Origin of the sequence: Sphingopyxis sp. Geo48, assembly GCF_949769155.1 — a bacterium.
GTDB lineage: Bacteria > Pseudomonadota > Alphaproteobacteria > Sphingomonadales > Sphingomonadaceae > Sphingopyxis.
Map to the genome: position 1 here is coordinate 91,767 of NZ_CATKPA010000001.1, position 16,797 is coordinate 108,563.

Annotated in this window: 17 protein-coding genes; 12 read left to right on the forward strand and 5 right to left on the reverse strand. The window is 65.7% G+C overall.

All coding sequences use genetic code 11. The annotated features are described in order from the left end of the window. Nucleotides 1–53: 53 nt before the first annotated feature. The 3 genes from QOL79_RS00485 to QOL79_RS00495 are packed head-to-tail and all read left to right on the forward strand — an operon-like array spanning nt 54 to nt 2,556. On the forward strand, nt 54–1,010 hold the full coding sequence (locus QOL79_RS00485; RefSeq protein WP_283418266.1) for an alpha/beta hydrolase: 957 nt from the start codon (nt 54–56) through the stop codon (nt 1,008–1,010). Next, on the forward strand, nt 1,007–1,795 hold the full coding sequence (locus QOL79_RS00490) for a nucleotidyltransferase family protein (protein WP_282946048.1): 789 nt from the start codon (nt 1,007–1,009) through the stop codon (nt 1,793–1,795). The genes QOL79_RS00485 and QOL79_RS00490 overlap by 4 nt, the downstream gene beginning before the upstream one ends. After that, nucleotides 1,792–2,556 carry a phosphocholine cytidylyltransferase family protein gene (locus QOL79_RS00495; RefSeq protein WP_283418267.1) on the forward strand — a complete coding sequence of 255 codons (765 nt, stop codon included), beginning with the start codon at nt 1,792–1,794 and terminating at the stop codon, nt 2,554–2,556. The genes QOL79_RS00490 and QOL79_RS00495 overlap by 4 nt, the downstream gene beginning before the upstream one ends. On the opposite strand, the gene QOL79_RS00500 is transcribed toward QOL79_RS00495, so the two are convergent. The 5 genes from QOL79_RS00500 to QOL79_RS00520 are packed head-to-tail and all read right to left on the reverse strand — an operon-like array spanning nt 2,544 to nt 7,542. Continuing rightward, nucleotides 2,544–2,972 carry an HIT family protein gene (locus tag QOL79_RS00500; RefSeq protein WP_283418268.1) on the reverse strand — a complete coding sequence of 143 codons (429 nt, stop codon included), beginning with the start codon at nt 2,970–2,972 and terminating at the stop codon, nt 2,544–2,546. The two genes, QOL79_RS00495 and QOL79_RS00500, sit on opposite strands and share 13 nt — an antisense overlap. Then, the gene (locus QOL79_RS00505) at nt 2,969–4,075 is read right to left on the reverse strand and encodes a CDP-alcohol phosphatidyltransferase family protein (RefSeq protein WP_283418269.1); all 1,107 of its coding nucleotides are present in this window, start codon (nt 4,073–4,075) and stop codon (nt 2,969–2,971) included. The genes QOL79_RS00500 and QOL79_RS00505 overlap by 4 nt, the downstream gene beginning before the upstream one ends. 19 nt (nt 4,076–4,094) lie before the next feature. Next, nucleotides 4,095–5,213: a CDP-glycerol glycerophosphotransferase family protein gene (locus QOL79_RS00510; protein WP_282946056.1), complete on the reverse strand. Its 1,119-nt coding sequence runs from the start codon at nt 5,211–5,213 to the stop codon at nt 4,095–4,097. After that, nucleotides 5,204–5,917, reverse strand: a complete 714-nt coding sequence (locus QOL79_RS00515; protein ID WP_204992422.1) for an HAD family hydrolase — start codon at nt 5,915–5,917, stop codon at nt 5,204–5,206. Before QOL79_RS00515 ends, QOL79_RS00510 begins: the two co-directional genes overlap by 10 nt. Continuing rightward, nucleotides 5,914–7,542 (reverse strand): lipopolysaccharide biosynthesis protein, encoded by a 1,629-nt coding sequence (locus tag QOL79_RS00520; RefSeq protein ID WP_283418270.1) that lies wholly within the window; start codon nt 7,540–7,542, stop codon nt 5,914–5,916. The genes QOL79_RS00515 and QOL79_RS00520 overlap by 4 nt, the downstream gene beginning before the upstream one ends. Nucleotides 7,543–7,608: 66 nt before the next feature. Between QOL79_RS00520 and QOL79_RS00525 the strand changes: the two genes are divergently transcribed. The 9 genes from QOL79_RS00525 (at nt 7,609) to QOL79_RS00565 (ending at nt 16,796) form a co-directional block, all read left to right on the forward strand. Continuing rightward, nucleotides 7,609–8,391, forward strand: a complete 783-nt coding sequence (locus QOL79_RS00525; protein WP_058455585.1) for a succinate dehydrogenase iron-sulfur subunit — start codon at nt 7,609–7,611, stop codon at nt 8,389–8,391. Continuing rightward, nucleotides 8,391–9,371, forward strand: a complete 981-nt coding sequence (locus tag QOL79_RS00530; RefSeq protein WP_283418271.1) for an MBL fold metallo-hydrolase — start codon at nt 8,391–8,393, stop codon at nt 9,369–9,371. The genes QOL79_RS00525 and QOL79_RS00530 overlap by 1 nt, the downstream gene beginning before the upstream one ends. Further along, nucleotides 9,368–9,859, forward strand: coding sequence for a PaaI family thioesterase (locus tag QOL79_RS00535; RefSeq protein ID WP_082657517.1), 492 nt, complete (start codon nt 9,368–9,370; stop codon nt 9,857–9,859). Before QOL79_RS00530 ends, QOL79_RS00535 begins: the two co-directional genes overlap by 4 nt. After that, nucleotides 9,856–10,998 carry a cell division protein ZapE gene (gene zapE, locus QOL79_RS00540; RefSeq protein ID WP_283418272.1) on the forward strand — a complete coding sequence of 381 codons (1,143 nt, stop codon included), beginning with the start codon at nt 9,856–9,858 and terminating at the stop codon, nt 10,996–10,998. The genes QOL79_RS00535 and zapE overlap by 4 nt, the downstream gene beginning before the upstream one ends. A gap of 279 nt (nt 10,999–11,277) precedes the next feature. After that, nucleotides 11,278–12,240, forward strand: coding sequence for a malate dehydrogenase (gene mdh / locus QOL79_RS00545; protein ID WP_283418273.1), 963 nt, complete (start codon nt 11,278–11,280; stop codon nt 12,238–12,240). Between the two features lie 6 nt (nt 12,241–12,246). After that, the gene (locus QOL79_RS00550; RefSeq protein ID WP_283418274.1) at nt 12,247–12,558 is read left to right on the forward strand and encodes a hypothetical protein; all 312 of its coding nucleotides are present in this window, start codon (nt 12,247–12,249) and stop codon (nt 12,556–12,558) included. Next, nucleotides 12,555–13,445 (forward strand): succinate--CoA ligase subunit alpha, encoded by an 891-nt coding sequence (gene sucD, locus QOL79_RS00555; protein WP_058455589.1) that lies wholly within the window; start codon nt 12,555–12,557, stop codon nt 13,443–13,445. The genes QOL79_RS00550 and sucD overlap by 4 nt, the downstream gene beginning before the upstream one ends. 106 nt (nt 13,446–13,551) lie before the next feature. Next, entirely contained in the window at nt 13,552–13,842 is a 291-nt protein-coding gene (locus tag QOL79_RS00560; RefSeq protein ID WP_283418275.1) for a GIY-YIG nuclease family protein, read from the forward strand. 131 nt (nt 13,843–13,973) lie between these two features. Further along, nucleotides 13,974–16,796, forward strand: a complete 2,823-nt coding sequence (locus QOL79_RS00565; RefSeq protein WP_283418276.1) for a 2-oxoglutarate dehydrogenase E1 component — start codon at nt 13,974–13,976, stop codon at nt 16,794–16,796. The last annotated feature ends 1 nt before the right edge of the window (nt 16,797 follow it).

A 16,797-nucleotide genomic window follows, 5' to 3' on the forward strand; every position in this document is an offset into this window, starting at 1 on the left:
CCCCGCTGCGCCATCTTGTTCGGCGCCGCGCCGCCCTGTAGGGCGCGATAGCTATGACCGCGCGCGCAGCCAAAGGACGGCGTTTGATCAAGTTCATCATCGTTCTGGTGTTGCTCCTGCTGCTGTTCGGCAGCGGTGCGAAGATGGTCGTGGCGGGCGGCGCGAAGTCGCTCGATCTGGCCGACAAGTTGCTCGGGTCGGATGGCGGCGCGCGGCTGCTGATCGGCGATCAGCCCTATGGCAACGGGCCGCGGCAGTCGCTCGACATATGGGTGCCGGAGAATGCGAAGCAGGGCGACAAGCTGCCCGTGATCGTCTTTTTCTATGGCGGCGGCTGGGACAGCGGCGCGCGTGAAAGCTATGGCTTCGCGGGCCGCGCGCTGGCACAGAAGGGCTTCGTCGTCGTCATCCCCGATTACCGGCTGGTTCCCAAGGCGCATTGGCCCGATTTCCTGGAGGACAGCGCCAAGGCGGTCGCATGGACGCATCGACACATTGGCGACCTCGCGGGCGATCCCGATCGCATCGCGCTGATGGGCCATTCGGCGGGCGCCTATAATGCGGTGATGCTGGCGCTCGATCCGCAATGGCTGCGCGGCGCGAAGAGCGACCCGTCGATCATCCGCGGCGTCGCGGGGCTTGCGGGCCCCTATGATTTCCTGCCGATGGAAAAGGGCGGCAGCGCCGAAAAGGCGATGGGCAAGGTCCGGCCCGCGGAGAAGACGCAGCCGATTGCCTACGCGCGCGGCGATGCGCCGCCGCTGTGGCTCGCGACGGGCGACGAGGATGAAACGGTGCGCCCGCGCAACAGCCAGAACCTCGCGGCGGCGATCGAAAAGGCCGGCGGATCGGCGGCGCTGCGCATCTATCCGGGCGTGGGGCACACCGGCATCGTCATGGCGCTGTCGGCGCCCTTCCGGTCGCGGGGGCCGGTGCTCGACGACGCGACCGACTTCCTGCGCGGCGTCACCGGCCGCCGTGTCGCGCCCGCGACGGACGCAGCCGAATGACGATCCCTGCGATCGTCCTCGCCGGCAGCCGCCCCGGCCCCGATCCGCTCCTGAGCGGCAGCGGCGTTTCGACAAAGGCGCTGCTGCCGATCGCGGGGAAGCCGATGCTCGTCCATGTCGTGACCGCGCTGCGCGCCTCGCCGCACATCGGGCCGATCACCATCCTTGCGCAGAACAGCGCCGAGCTGGCCGCCGAGCCGATGCTTGCCGGTGTCGCGGGGCTGCATTTTTCAGACTCGGGGCAAGGGATCAGCAGCTCGCTCGCCGCGGCGCTGCCCGACAGCGACGCGCCCATTTTGGTAACGACCGCCGACAATGTGCTGCTGACGCCATCGATGATCGCCGAATTCGTTACGGGCGCTCGCGACAGCGACGTCGCGGTGGCGATGGTCGAGAAAGCTGTTTTGCTCGCGCGCTATCCCGAATCGCAACGCACCTGGCTCAAGTTCCGCGGCGGCTGGTGGTCGGGCGCGAACCTGTTCCGCCTCGGCGGACGGCGCGTGCTGCCCCTGCTCGACTTCTGGGGGCGGATCGAGCGTGACCGCAAGAAGGGCTTGAAGATCATCGCGGCGTTCGGCCCGTGGTTGCTGCTCGGCGCGCTCCTGCGGCTCTTCACGATCGAGCAGGGGATCGCGCGTGCAGGCCGGCGGTTCGGGCTGCAGGCGAAGGTGGTGCCGATGTCCGAGCCCGAGGCGTGCATCGACGCCGACAAGCCCGCGGACATCGAGCTGATCGAACGGATATTTGCCGCGCGGCGCCAAGGCGCTATAGGGGCGCCCCTATGAGCATCGACAAAGCCATCATCCTGTCGGCCGGGCAGGGCTCGCGCCTGCTGCCGCTGACCCGTGATATCCCCAAATGCCTGATCGAGTTCAATGGCCGCAGTCTGATCAGCTGGCAGGTCGCGGCGCTCGTCGCCAACGGCATCAAGGATATCGTCGTCGTCACCGGCTTTCGCACCGAGCGGGTCGAGGATCATGCGCTGCAGCTCTATCGCGACACCGGCGCGCGCATTCGCACGCTGTTCAATCCCTTCTTCCAGGTCGCCGACAATCTCGGCACCTGCTGGATCGCGCGCGAGGAGATGGACCGCGATTTCATCATCCTCAACGGTGACACCATCGTCTCGGACGAGATCGTCGCGAAGCTGATCGAAGGCGCGAGGGAGCCGATCAACGTCACCGTCGACGTCAAGGGCGAGTATGACGACGACGATATGAAGGTGAACCGCGACGCCGAAGGGCGGCTTCACGCGATCGGCAAGCGCCTGCTACCGCCCGATACCAATGCCGAATCGATCGGGATGCTCGCCTTCGTCGGCGATGGCCCGTCGATCTTCCGCAACCAGGTCGACCAGATGATGCGCACCCCCGACGGGGTCGAACGCTGGTACCTCCGCGCGATCGACATCATCGCGAAGGGCAACCGCGTCGGCACCGTGTCGATCGAAGGGCTGGAGTGGCAGGAGGTCGACTTCCCGCAAGACGTCGAAGCTGCCGATGCGCTCACCGCGAAATGGGCGGCCGAAGGCCGCTACGCAAAATAGGGTTTGAGCCAGCCGGTGAGCGCGGCGATTTGCGCGTCGTCGAGCTTCACCGCCTTCCCCAGGTCGGGCTGTCCCGGCCAGCCGGCATCGGCGACCGTCAGTCCCGCGCCGCTGCGTTCGCCTTCGTAACGCGGCAGGACGTGGAAGTGGACGTGCGGGTCGACCATCATCAGCATCAGATAGTTGATCTTCGCATAGCCCACAGCCTTGCCGAGCGCGGCTTCGATTGCCGAGGTCGCGACCTTCAGCTCGGCATGCGCCTCTGCAGCGACGCTGCCGAACGCCGTCGCATCGGATTTCGCCGCGAGCACCAGCGCGCCCAGCGTCGGCTGCGCGGGGCGGAGCAGGACGACCCAATGCTCGAACTCGGCAACCAGCGTGGCGGGGAAGCCGAATTTCTCGATCGTGGCGTTCATGGCTGCGCTTCCTCCATCCAGCTGACGATCGGACGGCCCGCCCGGTGCTGCGCATAGGCCTGCACCAGCCGCACCGCGTGGACGACCAGCGAGATGACGGTCCACCACGCAAGCGCGATGAGGCCGAGGTCGGGGCGTCCGGCGAGCGTCGCGACGAACAGGATCACCATGTTCGGATTGCGCCGCGCGGTGACGAGGCGGAAATCGCTGTCGAATTTCTGCCAGACGTGGATGTCCATGCCGAAATCCTTGATGAACAGCCCCTCGATCACGCGCTGGAGGATATAACCCGCGATCACCGCGACCATGATCCAGACGAACGTCGAGGTCGGCAGCGCCAGCCCCCAGCTCGCAAGGCCGACCCCCCAGAAATACCACCAGAAGGGCGGATGGATCAGATCGACGCCATGGTCGGCGACATTGCCCCATTTGGACGAGGTGATCGTACAGCGCGCGAGCTTGCCGTCGACGGTGTCGAGCACCATGAAGATGAAGCCCGCGAGCATCCCCCACCAATAATCGCCGATAGCAAAGAGATAGGTCGCATAGACGCAGAGCGTCGCGCCGATCGCGGTGACCATGTTCGGCGTCATGCCGATGCTGGCCGCGATGCGGGTCAGCCAGAGGGCGAGTTCGGGCCAGAGATATTTGGTCAGCGCGTCGGTGACGCCCTTGTAGGCACCGAAATAGCTTTTCCGCTCGATCTGGCGCCGCGTCTCTGGGGTCAGCCGCTGGATGAACGGGCAGTCGAGTTTGCGGAGCTGGCGGTTGTAGATTTGCGGATTGTCGCGATATTCGATGATCCGCACACGGCTGTCCTGTGCCGCCACCTCGGGCGTGCGGCCGCCGTTCAGATAAGCGAGCACGGGTTCGCCGCCATCGACGACCATCGTGTCGGGAAGCGTCAATATGTGCCGCAACCAGAGCGGGTCGAAGACATAGGCGAGGTTGGCATAGAGATGCGCGCCCGTTGCATCGGTGTCTTCGGGCAGACCCTCGGCGCGCGCGAGGCGGCGCAGCCGTTCGGCGTTGGTCATGCCCCACAGCAGGGTCGAATTGTCGCCGAAAGCGATCAGGGCGGGCGGCGCGGAGGCAGTGGTCATCACCTGCGCTCTTACCCGCTCAGCCGTCCTTTGCAAGAAAGCGCAGGATCGCCTCGGCGCCGCGCCGCGCCGCACCGGCGGGATCGCCGCCGATCGATTCCGCGAGCCGTTCGCATTGCGCCGGGCTATAGAGCTTGTGACGCGCCTGCGCCGCGTCGAGCGCAGCCCCCAGTCCTGCAGGATCGTCGAGGACGTCGCCGAGCGTCCAGAACAGATAGTCGGGGTCGCCGCGCCAGTCGACGTCATGCGCATTCAGGAACAGGCACGGCCGGGGCGTCGCGAGAAATTCGTAAACCTGACTGCTGACATCGCCAAGATAGATGTCGGCGCCGCCGGTATAGCTCATGTCGAACAGGCGATCGGAGCCGAGGTCGATCAGAATCTTGTCCGGCACCGCGCGCTCCATCACCGCCTCGCGCTCGGAATCGCTCGCCTCGGCGAACAGACGGACGTGCGGGGCGACCACGAGGTTGTAGCGATCCTGCCCCGCGAACCAGTCGATCACCGCGGCCCCGAACTTGTCCCACGACGACAGCGCGCGCTGGAAATGTGGGGCGTAGAGCACGGTCGGCCGGCCATTGTCGAACAACGGCGGGCGCGATTTTTGCAGCCGCGCCATCAGGTCGAGCTTCACATAGCCGTTCACCGCATAATGGCCCGGCCGGATCGTTCCGGCATCGAGCAGACGCTTCTCGCTCTTTTTGCCGGCGACGAGCACGAAGTCGAAATGGCGGTCGCGCGGGTCGAGCATGATCGCGCGGTCGCCCGCGCCATGCGGCGTAAAAACCAGGCGGGTGCGTCGCGGCAGGAAATGGCGAATGGCGGTCGTCGTTCGTTCGGGCACCACGATCGCGTCGAAGCCGCGGAGGAACGGCAAGGCCCCCAACAGGATCGGCAGCCGCGGGTTGCGCATGATCCCCGCATCGCGCAGCCAGCGCGCCGGACCTGTCTGGCCGAGCAGGGTGATGCGCGGGTCGAACCCCGGATAGACGAGATCGATCTGTTTGAGGATGCGCAGATGGTCGGGGCCGGCGACTGCCACCTCGACGTCGGCACCCATCGCCGCCATCTCTGCCGCAATCGGCAGGGCGTGGAAGATGTGGTGCGGCTCGCCGATAAAGGGGAAGATTATGCGCATGGCTGCGCCTCGGGACTCTCTTCAAAATCGAGCGCCTGCCAGCCATGCTCGGCCGCGATGGCCGTCAGCTTCGCCTTGCGGCCGATCAACCAGGCCTCGGTCGCGAGCGCGAACATCGGGGCGTCGCTGAGATGGTCGGAATAGGCGCGGACGTGGCTGGTTCCGCCCGGGGCGTTCGCGTCCAGCCACTCACCGATCCGGCGCGCCTTTTCGGCGCCATAGCAATTATGGCCATCGATTTCGGGAAGCCAGTTGCCGTTGGCGTCACGGCGGTGGCGCGTCGCCAGCACCGCATCGAAGCCGAGCGCGTCGGCGATCGCGCCGGCGTAGAATTCGGGGGCGGCGGTCGCCATCAGCAGGCGAAAACCCTGATCCCGGTCACGGGCGATGGCGGCGCCTGCCCCCGGCGGGACGTCGGCGGGGACGCGCCACCCGGCGAAGCGCGCCGCAAGGCCGTCCGCCTCGCCCGGGGTCAGATGCGTGCCGAGAAACAGGCGAAAGGCGGCGGGCTTGAAACGGTCGCGGCCATAAAGGCGCAGCGCATAGCCGATGGCGAGCGCGGCATAGAGCGGCAGCAGCAGCAGGCGCGCGGGCGCGCGCGTCCATGCCGCCCACAGCAGGAACAGGGTGAAGGTCGGCGTTCTAAGCACCGTCCGGTCGAGATCGTAGATCGCGATGCGGAGCGCGTCGGCGGGCGTCGTCATGCCGGGTCTCCCGCCTCCGCGACCCGGACATCGGGACCGATCAGCCGCAACCGGCGTCCCGTCTTGCCGAGCGAGGCGCGGTCGGCATAGGGCAGGCCGAACCGCACCGACAGCCAGATCGCGCCGACCGCGATGGCGATGATCAGCGGCAGCGCGACCGGATCGGGAAGGCGGCTCACGAGAAGGGCCAGCGCGCCCGCGACGATCGTGATCGCAAGGCCGCGCAGCGCCACCATCGGGAACTGGTGGTCAAAGGGATGCAGCCCTTCGCCGATCGCGAGCTGCAGCATCGGAATGCCCGCCATCACGACGAGGCCGATCGACATCGCGAGCGTGACGCCGGTCAGCGCGTCGACATGGTCGACGAACAGCCAGCCCGCGCCGACCGCGACAAGCACGCCGAGCAGGCTGGCGGTCAGCTGGTGGCGGAACGCCGCGACCACCTGCAGCACCGGCAGCGAAATGCCCAGCACCGCCTCGGCCGCGCGCGCGAGGAGCAGGATGATCACCGCGCCCTGCGCGACATGCGCCTGCGCGCCGAACAGGCTGAGCAGCGACGAACTGCCCGCCGCGAGCACCGCCGCCATCGGCAGCGCGATCGCCGAAATCAGCCGCGTCGCATAGGCATAGATATCGGCGACCTGCTCGCGCCCGCCGCGCTCGGCACTCGCGGCCAGCGGCGCCACGACATAGGCGAAGGCAATGCGGACGAGCTGGACGACGCTCGACAGCTTGCGCGCGATGGTGAAAAGACCGGCTGCGGCGGCTCCCGACGCCCCCGGGAGCATCAGGTTCAGGATCAGCGCGGGTGCGTCGCCGAACAGCCGCGTGATGATGTTCGACGGCAACACCGACAGCCCGGCCCAGAAGGTATTGCGTTCGACCTCGCTGCCGCGTCCGCCGCGGAGCAGGTCGCCGAAGCTGTAATAGCGACGGAGCAGCCGCACGCTGAGGATCGCGGTGACCGCGAGCGAACAGAGGTGGGCGATGAACAGCCCTTCAAGCCCGAAGCCGAGCGCGAAGAACAGCACCGCGAACACCACCCGCATCACCTGTTCCCAAACGATGCGCAGCCGGATCTCGGCGCCGAACACCATCCGCGCGCGCAGCGCCGAGGTCGCAATCTCGACAAAGGCCCAGAGCGGCAGCGCCCAGACGAAAATCTGGATCGCAGGGGTGACGAGCGCGCGGTCCTTTTCTGCGACATTGAGCCAGGGCGCGAGGTCGGCGGCAAAGATCGCGATCAGCGCCGCGACGACCAGGCAGGGACCGACCCCGAACAGCAACGCGGTGCGCAGCGCCGCCGCGGCCTCGGCATCGGTGGCGGATTGCGGCACGGTACGCTGCATCGCGCTCGTCATGCCGAGGTCGAAGATATTCTCGATCAGGTTGATCGCCGCCCAGAGCACGGCGTAGAGGCCGAAGCCCGCGAGGCCGAACATCAGGACATAGAGCGGCTGGGTCACGATCTCGACCACCGCGCCGAGCCGCGCCAGCACGGTCGTGCCGAGCCCGCGTGCGACGTGGCGGTTGGTAACGGCGGGTTGGACGGCCTCTTCGCTCATCGGCTGCGGCCCTAGCGGCTTGCGCGGACGGGTGCCAGCGGCTTTCGCTTTTGCGAACATGAACCCCTTGTCGACTCCGTCTTTCGGGTCTAGTCCGACCGCGACTACATCAGGGGAGCCAGAGACATGGCCGAATTTCGTCTGCCCAGGAACAGCCGCCCGAAAAAGGGCGGGACGGTCCACAAGGCCGAGGGCGCGACCAAAGTCCGGAAGTTCAAGGTCTATCGCTACGACCCCGACAAGCGCGAGAACCCGCATTTCGACACGTTCGAGATCGATCTCGAAAAATGCGGCCCGATGGTGCTCGATGCGCTGATCAAGATGAAGAGCGAGCAGGACTCGACCCTGACCTTCCGCCGCTCGTGCCGCGAAGGCATCTGCGGTAGCTGTTCGATGAACATGAACGGCAAGAACGGCCTCGCCTGCACCACCGCGATCGAGGATCTGAAGGGCGATATCCAGATCACCCCGCTGCCGCATATGGAGGTCATCAAGGACCTCGTCCCCGACTTCACCCATTTCTATGCGCAATATGCGTCGATCGAGCCCTGGCTGAAGACCAAGACGACGACCCCGAGCGGCAAGGAGCGCCTCCAGTCTCCCGCCGAGCGCGAGAAGCTCGATGGCCTCTATGAGTGCATCCTCTGCGCCTGCTGTTCGACGAGCTGCCCGAGCTATTGGTGGAACAGCGACAAGTTCCTCGGCCCCGCGATCCTGCTCCAGGCCTATCGTTGGCTTGCCGACAGCCGCGACGAATATACCGGCGAACGGCTCGACGAGCTGGAAGATCCCTTCCGCCTCTATCGCTGCCACACGATCATGAACTGCTCGAACGCTTGCCCCAAGGGGCTGAGCCCCGCGCGCGCGATCGCCGAGATCAAGAAGCTGGAAGCCGAGCGGCAGGTCTGATGCGCCGCTGGCTGCCAGCGCTGATCGCGCTGGGGCTGGCCGGCTGCGCGGCAGAATCCGCCGTCGAAACCGTGCCGCCGCCGCGTGCCTATGCGCACGGCATCGGCGGCGCGACCTTCCTGATCGGCGGGACGTTTCCTCCCGGCCGCTCGCCCGACGGAAACAGCCTGATTCTCTATGGACCCGAGGGTGCCTTCCTGATCGACAGCGGGCGCCACGCCGAGCATCTCACCCTGATCCGTCAGGGGTTCAGCGGGATCGGCATGACGCCCGTCGCGATCATCAACACGCACTGGCATCTCGACCATGTCAGCGGCAATCCGGCGCTGAAGGCGGCTTTCCCCGATATCAAGGTCTATGGAACGTCGGCGATCGACGGCGCGCTGTCGGGGTTCCTCGCGAAGAGCGCCGAAGCATCGCGCAAGGCGCTGGCCGAAGGCGCCATTCCGGCCAACGCGATCCCCGATGTCGAGGGCGATCTCGCGACGATCGCGCGCGGCGCCGAACTCAAACCCGATATTGTCGTCGACGAGTCCCGCGACATGCTGATCGCGGGCCGGCCGCTATCGCTGCGTGTAGCCAATCATGCCGTTACCGAACGCGATCTGTGGATCTACGACGCGGCGGAGAAACGCGCGATCGTCGGCGATCTTGTGACCGTGCCGGTGCCGTTTCTCGATACAGCCTGCCCCGAGGGTTGGCTGCAGGCGCTCGACGAGGTGGCGAGTTCGGGGGCCGAACAGGTCGTGCCTGGGCACGGCCCGATCATGCCGATCGCCGATTTTGCCATCTGGCATCGCGCTTTCGTCGACTTTATCGCTTGCACGCGCGGCACGGGCGCGCTTGAGGGCTGTTCGGCCGGCTGGGTGGCGGGCGCCGCGAAGTGGATCGCGGACGACGCGCCGCGCGCGAAGGCGATGGCCGGTTATTATGGCGAGCTGATACGCTCGGGGAAACTGGACGGATATTGCAAGGCATGAATGACGGGATCGAGGAACCGAAACGCCGCGAAAATTTCAGCGCCGAGGAACTGGATGGGGGTTGGATCAGCTGGAACCTCAAGGACAAGGACCGTTTTAACAGCTTCATTGAGCCGCTGTCGGTGCGCTCCGAGCGCCCGACCGAGGATGGCCGTCCGCGCGCACGGGTGCGGATGTTGCCCGAGCGTCGGCACAGCAACCTGGGCGACAATGTTCACGGCGCGGTGACGCTGGCGCTGGTCGATGTCGCGCTGTTTGCGGCGTCGCACCAGTTCGGCTCGCTCGACGCCGGCCATTCGGTGACGCTCGACCTGTCGACGCAATTCGTCGGCGCGGGTCGGGTGGGCGAGCCGCTCGACGCGATCGTCGAACTGGTGCGCGAAACGGGCCGCCTGATCTTCCTGCGCGGGCTCGTCGTGCAGGGCGAAGGCGACGGCCATATCGTCCTGACCTTCGCCGGGACGATCCGCAAGGCGAGCAGGAAGTGACCGGCGTCCTCGCCGCCTATGACCGGCTGGTCGCGTCGGGCGAACTCAAGCCCGATCCCGAGCAGCGCGGCGCGGCGGTGCGGCTCAACCGCTTGCAGGAGGAGCTCGAGGCGGCGCCGCCGCGCGGCAGCCTGCTGTGGCGGATCGCGGGCCGCAAGCCCGACAGCCCGCGCGGTGTTTATCTGTGGGGCGCGGTCGGGCGCGGCAAGTCGATGCTGATGGATCTCTTCTACGACCAGCTCCACATCCAGCGGAAGCGGCGCGTCCATTTCCACGCCTTCATGCTCGACGTCCATGCACAGATGCGCGAGGTCAGGAAGACCGAGAGCGGCGACCCGATCCCGCAGGTCGCAGCGGCGCTGACGCAGGATGTCCGCTGCCTCGCCTTCGACGAGATGGTGGTGAACAACAGCGCCGACGCGATGATCCTGTCGCGCCTGTTCACCGCGCTGATCGACAAGGGCGTCACGGTCGTCGCGACCTCGAACCGGCCGCCCAGGGATCTCTACAAGGACGGGCTCAACCGCGAGCATTTCCTGCCCTTCATCGCGCTGATTGAGGCGAAGCTCGACGTGATGGGTTTGAACGGCCCGACCGACTATCGCCGCGACCGGCTGGGCGACGGCGCGCGCTGGTTCGTGCCCGCCGACGATGCAGCAAGCGCGGCGCTGTCGGCGGCCTTCTTCCGCCTCACCGACTATCCGCCCGAGGATCGCGCCAATGTGCCGACGCTCGACCTCGATGTCGGGGGCGGGCGGACGCTGCACGTGCCGAAGGCGCTGAAGGGCGTGGCGGTCTTTTCGTTCAAACGCCTCTGCGGCGAGGCGCGCGGCGCATCCGATTACCTCGCGGTCGCACGCCATTTTCATGCGGTGATCATCGTCGGCATCCCGCGCATGGGGCCCGAGAACCGCAACGAGGCGGCGCGCTTCGTGACCTTGGTCGACGCGCTCTACGAGTATAAAGTCAAGCTGCTCGCCAGCGCGGCGGCGATGCCCGACGAACTCTATGTCGCCGGCGACGGCGCGTTCGAGTTCGAGCGCACGGCGAGCCGTTTGTCGGAGATGCAGTCGGACGACTATCTGGCGCTGGGCCATGGCCAGGATGACGTCGCGGGTACCCCTTCCCCGGCGGGATGACGTGACCGTCATCGCGGCGAGATCGCGGACGTGACGTCGCTCGTGCGCAAGGAAGCCGTAAAGGAGCCTGCCTCCACGAGCGCCCGGCCACATGATTAAATGATATTGCGAACTATTTGCATAAAAAGCCTGATTTTGGTCCTTTTCGCGGTTGTTTCGTTAAGGGAATCGGCGTAGTGGCGGCCCGAGTCTTGGGATCGGAATGGCGGCTTTAGCCCGTGGCCGCACCGGTCCGATATTGCATTGCCGGGCTTGCCACAGAAGGGAGTGCCGCGCGCCATGGGACGCAAGAAGATCGCATTGATCGGAGCCGGGAATATCGGCGGAACGCTGGCGCTGCTCGCCGCGCAGAAGGAACTGGGCGATGTCGTCCTTTTCGACGTCGTCGAAGGCGTGCCGCAGGGCAAGGCGCTCGACCTGTCGCAGGTCGGCCCGATCGCCGGTTTCGACGCGAAGATCACCGGTTCGAACGATTACAAGGACATCGCGGGCGCCGACGTCATCATCGTCACCGCCGGTGTCGCGCGCAAGCCGGGCATGAGCCGCGACGACCTGCTCGGCATCAACCTCAAGGTCATGAAGGCCGTCGGCGAGGGCATCAAGGCCAATGCGCCCGACGCGTTCGTCATCTGCATCACCAATCCGCTCGACGCCATGGTCTGGGCGCTGCGCGAATTCTCGGGCCTACCCCACAACAAGGTCGTCGGCATGGCCGGCGTGCTCGACTCGGCGCGCTTCAGCCACTTCATCGCCGGCGAATTCGACGTGTCGGTCAAGGATGTGAACACCTTCGTGCTCGGCGGCCATGGCGACACGATGGTTCCCGTCGTGCGCTATTCGACCGTCAACGGCATCCCCGTTCCCGACCTCGTCAAGATGGGCCTGTCGTCGCAGGACAAGATCGACGCGATCGTCAAGCGCACCCGCGGCGGCGGCGGCGAAATCGTCGCGCTGCTCGGCACCGGTTCGGCCTTCTACGCGCCCGCAGCCTCGGGCATCGCGATGGCCGAAGCTTATCTCGGCGACCAGAAGCGCATCCTGCCCTGCGCCGCCTATGTCGACGGCCAATATGGCGTCGACGGCCTCTATGTCGGCGTGCCGGTGATGATCGGCGCGGGCGGTGTCGAGAAGATCGTCGAAATCGAACTCGACGATGCCGACAAGGCCGGCCTGCAAGTCTCGGTCGACGCGGTCAAGGAACTGCTCGACGCGTGCAAGTCGCTGGATCCGTCGCTGGTATAGACTTCAGTGGTCGCCATCCTCTTCCTGACGCTTCCCTTGCTCTTCGCCGTGCTGGGGTATTTCGGACAGTGGAAGATGACGGCGTCCATCATTGGGTTGCTGGTTTTATGGCTCGGCTACGTCCTGTATCTCCATTGGACCGGCGACCCCAATGACCCATCATTGAGTGAACATGGCGCTCAGGTGTTTCCCTATTTTCTGGGCACGTTGATCGTAGGAATTTGTTTGGCGCACAGCTTCGGCTGGGGCGCTCGCTATTTGAAGACCCAACTCGCGAACCGTCGAGCTAGGTCAAAACTCGGAGAGACTTTCGAATGAGCATCCTCATCGACAAGAATACCAAGGTCATCACGCAAGGGATGACCGGTGCGACCGGCACCTTCCACACCGAACAGGCGCTTGCCTATGGCACGCAGATGGTCGGCGGCGTGACGCCGGGCAAGGGCGGAACGACGCACATCGGGCTGCCGATGTTCAACACGGTCGAGGAAGCGAAGCACGCGACCGGCGCGACCGCGTCGGTCATCTATGTGCCGCCGCCCTTCGCCGCCGACTCGATCCTCGAGGCGATCGATGCCGAGATCGAGCTGATCGTCGCGATCACCGAGGGCATTCCGGTGCTCGACATGGTCAAGGTGAAGCGCGCCCTCTCGGGCTCGAAATCGCGCCTGATCGGCCCGAACTGCCCCGGCGTGCTGACGCCCGAAGAATGCAAGATCGGCATCATGCCCGGCAACATCTTCAAGAAGGGCAGCGTCGGCGTCGTCTCGCGCTCGGGCACGCTGACCTATGAAGCGGTGTTCCAGACCTCGAACGTCGGGCTCGGCCAGACCACCGCGGTCGGCATCGGCGGCGACCCGGTCAACGGCACCAACTTCATCGACGTGCTCGAACTCTTCCTTGCGGACGAAGCGACCAAGTCGATCATCATGATCGGCGAAATCGGCGGCGACGCCGAGGAACAGGCCGCCCAGTTCCTGATCGACGAAGCCAAGCGCGGCCGCAAGAAGCCGATGGCCGGCTTCATCGCGGGCCGCACCGCACCTCCGGGCCGCCGCATGGGCCATGCCGGCGCGATCGTGTCGGGCGGCAAGGGCGACGCCGAAAGCAAGATCGCGGCGATGGAAGCCGCCGGCATCAAGGTGTCGGCGAGCCCGTCGGAACTCGGCACCACGCTCGCCGAAGTGCTGAAGGAACGTGTCTGATTTTTGGGCCAGCCTCTCTTTCGTGTTCCCCCGCGAAGGCGGGGGTCCATGAGAGGTCGCAATGGGTCCCCGCCTTCGCGGGGACACTCGGATGGGAGGTTTGGGAATGGTTCGACCCGGCTTTGTCTACATCATGGCAAGCCGGAAAAATGGCACTATCTATATCGGCGTGACGAGCGATTTGCCGCAGCGGGTTTGGCAACACCGCGAGGGCGTAATCGACGGTTTTACGAAGGAATATGGTTGCAAGCTGCTGATCTGGTTCGAGGCATTCGAGAGCATCCACGACGTCCGGCAGTTTGAAGCACGAATGAAGAAATGGAATCGGGCGTGGAAGATTGCGCGCATTGAAGAGCGGAATCCCGAGTGGGCCGATTCGTTTGAGACATTGGTTTAGTCGTGTTTCCCCGCGAAGGCGGGGATCCATAGCGAGGTTGCTTGGACCCCCGCCTTCGCGGGGGAGCACGAGCGTTGAGTATTGTATGGACATCATCCCTGCCTTCGCAGGGGCACAGCGAGTGTAAGATTATGAACCTCGAACGACAAAGCTTCGACGTCGATGAAGTCCAGGCCGGCCCCAGCTGGGCGCCGAAGAACTGGCCCGTCATCGACAGCGACGACCTGACCGCCGCGCTCGACCCGCAGCAGATGCAGGTCGCGGTGAAGGCCGCCGCCGCCAAGGCCGGTGCGCCCTTGTCGAACGCCGAGGTCGAGCGTGCGGCGAACGATTCGATCCGCGCGATGATGCTGATCCGCACCTATCGCGTCCGCGGCCATCTGGCGGCGAACCTCGACCCGCTCGGGCTCAGCACGCGCGAGCTCCCAGCCGACCTGACCCCCGAATATCATGGCTTCGTCGGCGCCGATCAGGACCGCCCGATCTGGATTGGCGGCACGCTCGGCCTCGAAAAGGCGACGATTCGCGAGATCGTGGCGATCCTGCGCGCGAACTACTGCGGCAATGTCGGCCTTGAATATATGCACATCGCCGACATCGAGGAGCGCCAGTTCCTGCAGGAACGGATGGAGGGCGCCGACAAGATCATCGAATTTTCGGTCGAGGGCAAACGCGCCATCCTGAACAAGGTGATCCAGGCCGAGGAGTGGGAGAAATTCCTCGCGCGCAAATATGTCGGGACGAAGCGCTTCGGGCTCGACGGCGGCGAATCGATGATCCCGGCGATGGAATCGATCATCAAATATGGCGGCCAATATGGCGTGAAGGAAATCGTCTATGGCATGGCGCACCGCGGGCGCCTCAACATGCTCGCGAACGTCATGGCCAAGCCGTACAAGGTGATCTTCCACGAATTTGCCGGCGGCAGCGCGAACCCCGACGACATCGGCGGTTCGGGCGACGTCAAATATCACCTCGGCACCTCGACCGACCGCGAGTTCGACGGCATTTCGGTGCATATGTCGCTCGTCCCCAACCCCTCGCACCTCGAGGCGGTCGATCCGGTCGTGCTCGGCAAGGTGCGCGCGCAGCAGGTGGTGCGCGACGACCTCGACAAGCATGAGCAGGTGCTGCCGGTGCTGATCCACGGCGACGCGGCCTTCGCGGGGCAGGGGATCGTCTGGGAATGCCTCGGCTTCTCGGGCATTCGCGGCTACAACACCGGCGGCTGCATCCACTTCATCGTCAACAACCAGATCGGTTTTACGACCAGCCCGCAGTTCGCGCGCTCGTCGCCCTATCCGTCGGACGTCGCCAAGGGCGTCCAGGCGCCGATCCTGCACGTCAACGGCGACGACCCGGAGGCGGTCACTTTTGCGTGCAAGCTCGCGATCGACTTCCGTCAGCGTTTCAAGCGCGATGTCGTGATCGACATGTGGTGCTATCGCCGCTTCGGCCATAACGAGGGCGACGAGCCTTCGTTCACGCAGCCGCTGATGTACGAACGCATCCGCAAGCACCCGCCGGTGTCGCAGCTGTGCGCCGCGAAGCTGGAAGGCGAAGGCGTGATCGACGCCGGCTGGGCCGACGCCCGCCGCGCCGAATTCGTCGCACAGCTCGAAGGGGATTTCGAGGCGGCGAAAAGCTACAAGCCGAACAAGGCCGACTGGTTCGCGGGCCGCTGGTCGGGTCTCTATGCCCCGACCGATCCCGAGGGCGCGCGCCGCAACATCGCGACGGGCGTCTCGGACAAATTGTTCGACGCGATCGGCCGCACGCTGACGACGATCCCCGCCGACCTCGAGGTGCACAAGACGCTGCGCCGCGTGATCGACGGCCGCGCCGCGATGTTCGCCGACAAGAGCGATACCGAGATCTTCGACTGGGCGACGTCCGAGGCGCTCGCCTTCGGCACGCTGCTCAGCGAGGGCTATCAGGTGCGCCTGTCGGGCCAGGATTCGGGCCGCGGCACCTTCAGCCAGCGCCACGCCGTCTGGGTCGACCAGAAGGACGAGCATAAATATGTTCCGTTGACCACTGTGCCCCACGGCCGGTTCGAGGTGCTCGACAGCCCGCTCTCCGAATATGGCGTGCTGGGCTTCGAATATGGCTATGCGATGGCTGACCCCAAGAGCCTCGTGCTCTGGGAAGCGCAGTTCGGCGACTTCGCCAACGGCGCGCAGATCATGATCGACCAGTTCATCGCGGCGGGCGAGGCCAAGTGGCTGCGCGCCAACGGCCTCGTGATGCTGCTGCCGCACGGCTACGAAGGGCAGGGCCCCGAGCATAGCTCGGCGCGCCTCGAACGTTTCCTTCAGCTGTGCGCGGGCGACAATATCCAGGTGTGCAATATTTCGACCCCGTCGAACTATTTCCACGTCCTGCGCCGCCAGATGCTGCGTCCGTTCCGCAAGCCATTGGTCATCATGACGCCGAAGTCGCTACTCCGCCACAAGCTGGCGGTGTCGCAGCGCTCCGACTTCATCGGCGACGCGCATTTCCGCCGCATCATGTCCGACCGCACCCCGCCCGCCGACGCCGATATCAAGCGCGTCGTGCTCTGTTCGGGCAAGCTCGGCTACGACCTGATGGAAGCGCGCGATGCGGCGGGCCAGACCGACACGACGGTGATCCGCATCGAGCAGATCTATCCCTTCCCCGGCGAACCGCTTGCCGTCCGCCTGAAGCGGATGCCGAAGCTGGAAGAAGTCGTCTGGGCGCAGGAAGAGCCGCGCAACAACGGCAGCTGGTTCTTCGTCGAACCTTTTATCGAGGAAGCGCTAAAGGAAGCCGGTTTCAAGGGCATGCGTCCGCGCTACGCCGGCCGCGCTGCCGCCGCCTCGCCCGCGACCGGCCTGATGAGCCGTCACCAGACCGAACAGTCGGCGCTCGTCGCCGATGCGCTCGGACTTTCGGTTCGGGCCGAAATCCGCCGCGCCAAGAACAAAGCCTGAG